The sequence below is a fragment of the Aestuariivirga sp. genome, from assembly GCF_044239095.1.
GTDB lineage: Bacteria > Pseudomonadota > Alphaproteobacteria > Rhizobiales > Aestuariivirgaceae > Aestuariivirga.
In genome coordinates, this window is sequence record NZ_JBIICB010000402.1 from 1 (window position 1) to 2,595 (window position 2,595).

Annotated in this window: 4 protein-coding genes; all 4 read right to left on the reverse strand. The window is 59.8% G+C overall.

Annotation, left to right across the window (positions count from 1 at the left end):
- Positions 1-143, reverse strand: a 143-nt coding sequence (gene tnpB / locus ACILRA_RS21910; RefSeq protein ID WP_395664161.1) for an IS66 family insertion sequence element accessory protein TnpB, incomplete at its 3' end; no start/stop codon positions are given.
- Positions 140-559, reverse strand: coding sequence for an IS66-like element accessory protein TnpA (tnpA, locus tag ACILRA_RS21915; protein WP_395664158.1), 420 nt, complete (start codon positions 557-559; stop codon positions 140-142). The genes tnpA and tnpB, both read right to left, overlap by 4 nt.
- Positions 560-772: 213 nt before the next feature.
- Entirely contained in the window at positions 773-1,543 is a 771-nt protein-coding gene (locus ACILRA_RS21920) for a DDE-type integrase/transposase/recombinase (RefSeq protein ID WP_395664159.1), read from the reverse strand.
- Between the two features lie 206 nt (positions 1,544-1,749).
- The coding region (locus tag ACILRA_RS21925) for a hypothetical protein (protein WP_395664160.1) at positions 1,750-2,595 on the reverse strand (846 nt) is incomplete at its 5' end.

Consider the following 2,595-nt stretch of genomic DNA (forward strand, 5'->3'; position numbering starts at 1 on the left):
GACCGGTACACAAAGGCCGCGCCGCAGAATGGATCAAGTCCAAGGACCTGCTGGGTGATCGCTGCAAGCCCGTCATGGCCTTTTCGAAAGTCTACTGGCTCGAGGGCTACGAAGACCCTGAGCGAGCCCTCCGGCACCATCATTCGACGGAGGCTTTCCGCACCGCACGGATCACGCGCGAGAGGGCCTCGGCTTCAACCCCTGACGGAACGCGGATGATGGTCCCGGCAATATCTGTCTCAATCGCTGAGGGTCTGAGCACTCCGGCATCAGCAGCGGCTGCCAGCGTCACCATCACCTCGGCGAACGCTGGCATCGCAGCAACCCCGCCAGCCAGCGCCAGCCGCCCATCCTTCAGCCGCCGCCGCCAGTCATACACTTGCGAACGGGTCGCCCCATACCGCCTCGCGACCTCAGAGACAGACACCCCAGGCCGGAAGCTCTCCGCCGCGATCCGGGCCCGTTCCGTCTCGCTCCGCTGCTTGCGTCCGGTCGGCCCATCCAGAACCTCGAGACGCGACACCCGCCCAGTCGATGAGAAGTCCAATTGGGCGTCCATTTTACCGTCCAACGTCATGATCAGAAACCCAATCTAAAATTGGATCCGCTTCTCTCACGCTCAGAACGGCTTCGCCAGAATGGGGTCGGCATTGCGCTTATGGTCGCTCCGGGGTGAGCCAGACGGATCCGACGGGATCCCAGTTTCGGGTCCTGCCCGACCAGCGGGCTGGGTTCTTCGCGCGTGCGGCTTGATAGAACACGTGTCGGGTGTTCAGCAGGGCATGGACTTCTCCGCGATGGCGGGCGTTGTGACGAAGCGGATGGCACTATGCCTGTGCGCGGTGTTGTACCAGCGGACGAAGGCATGAACCCAGGCGCGCGCTTCTTCGATGAATGCGAAGCCACGGGCGGGCCAGGACGGGACGTACTTGCACGTCCGGAAGAGCGCTTCGGAGAAGGGTTTGTCGTTCGACACCCGCGGCCTGCTGAAGGATGGAATGACGCCAAGAAGCTCCATCGTGGTCTTCATGGTCGCGCCCTTCATCGCGCTGCCGTTGTCGGCATGCAGTGCAAGGGGGCTGGTGAGGCACCCCTCCGCCCAGACCGCGCGCTCGAGAAGCCGTGCGGCCAGTTCGGCGCCTTCACGCTCGTGAACTTCCCAGCCGACGATCTTCCGGCTGACGATGTCCTCGATGAGGTAGAGGCAATAGAACAGCCCAAGCGCTGGTCCAGGAAGCCAGGTGATGTCCCACGACCAGACCTGCCGCGGGCCCTTTGCCTCGAAGGTCGCCGGTGGCTTCGATCGCGTCGCCGCCCGGGCGCGTCCACGCCTGTGGTTCTGTCCCCGCTGCCGCAATACCCTGTAGAAGCTCGACTCCGAGGCGATATAGATGCCGCGATCAGCAAGCCGCGGCACGATCTGGCTGGGCGGAAGGCTGGCAAATTCAGCCGCATTGCACGTGGCGACGATCTGGTCTCGCTCATCCTCGCTCAGCCTGTTCGCGGGGCCAGGCCGCTCGGCAAGCGGGCGGAGGTCCTGCATGAACGCGTCGTCTGCACCTTGCCAGCGTTGATCTTAAAAACAGCAGTTGCGCCTCAATGGCAGGGCCTATCAGACGGGTTCGATGCGGTCCTATCCTCGCATGCATAGCATAGCATCAGCATGTCGATCATTCGGCTGGCTTGAGACAAAAGAAACCTCCTCCTCCCGGCTGAACTCTGGTGCAAGCCATGCCGGAGGAAAGAGGCCTATTCCGAGACGACCTTCATCATCTGCTCGTGGATCATGCCTGCTCGCCTTTCAAGAAAGACTGCGAAACTCCGCGAGCACGCTTCCTTGTCGATGTTATCTACACATGATAATGCGATCAGCTCTCGCAATTCCGGCAAGGGGATCAAATGAGACTTGATGCGATCTTCTAAAGCCGTGATGTCGGTCTGACCTTCATTCAGATATGCCGATAGTGGGATGATCTCTGCATCAGAGCGATTGGAGCGCTGGATTGGAGCCTTCAAAATACAGTTTACGGCATTACCGCCCATGCTTTTCAGCGACACACCAAACTTTGTTATCAGGTTTTCTGGAACGATTGACTGACAGTCCCACTGTTCCAGATCATCGCGAGCAATTCGCGAGCCATCTTCCAAATTGACACCCGACTTAAGGGTCAGCAGCATGATGGCTCGTGCCAAAGTGTCCTTCCGCTTTGGTGATCCTGCCCGAGCGACTTCCTCGACACTGGCTATATCACAGACAACCGGATCGAATATCTCCACCCGCGGCCGATCCACGTCACCCTCAAAAGCGTTTCGGATCACGCGAAAGTCACGAAGCGCCTTCGAGGTGGATGAGAACTCGTAGCGCCCGGAGACAAATGCCCGCCAGACGTACTCCCTGAGAATTGCATGGGCCCGTTCCTGATCCTTCGCTTCCTTTGGCAGGTGTTGATGAAGCGCGGCGAGGACGGGAATAACGACTACCGTCGGGAGCGACCGTTCTCCAAATACATTCTCGGCTTCCAGGAATTCGATGGCCCACTTCATGCCTTCTGCGACGTTGTCCCAGCTTTCGGCAAGCTGGACCAGGTCAAGATC

Bases quoted from the DNA above. Each gene is read 5' to 3' on its own strand.
- tnpA (WP_395664158.1), bottom strand. From the start codon at position 559: ATGGACGCCCAATTGGACTTCTCATCGACTGGGCGGGTGTCGCGTCTC.
- ACILRA_RS21920 (WP_395664159.1), bottom strand. From the start codon at position 1,543: ATGCAGGACCTCCGCCCGCTTGCCGAGCGGCCTGGCCCCGCGAACAGG.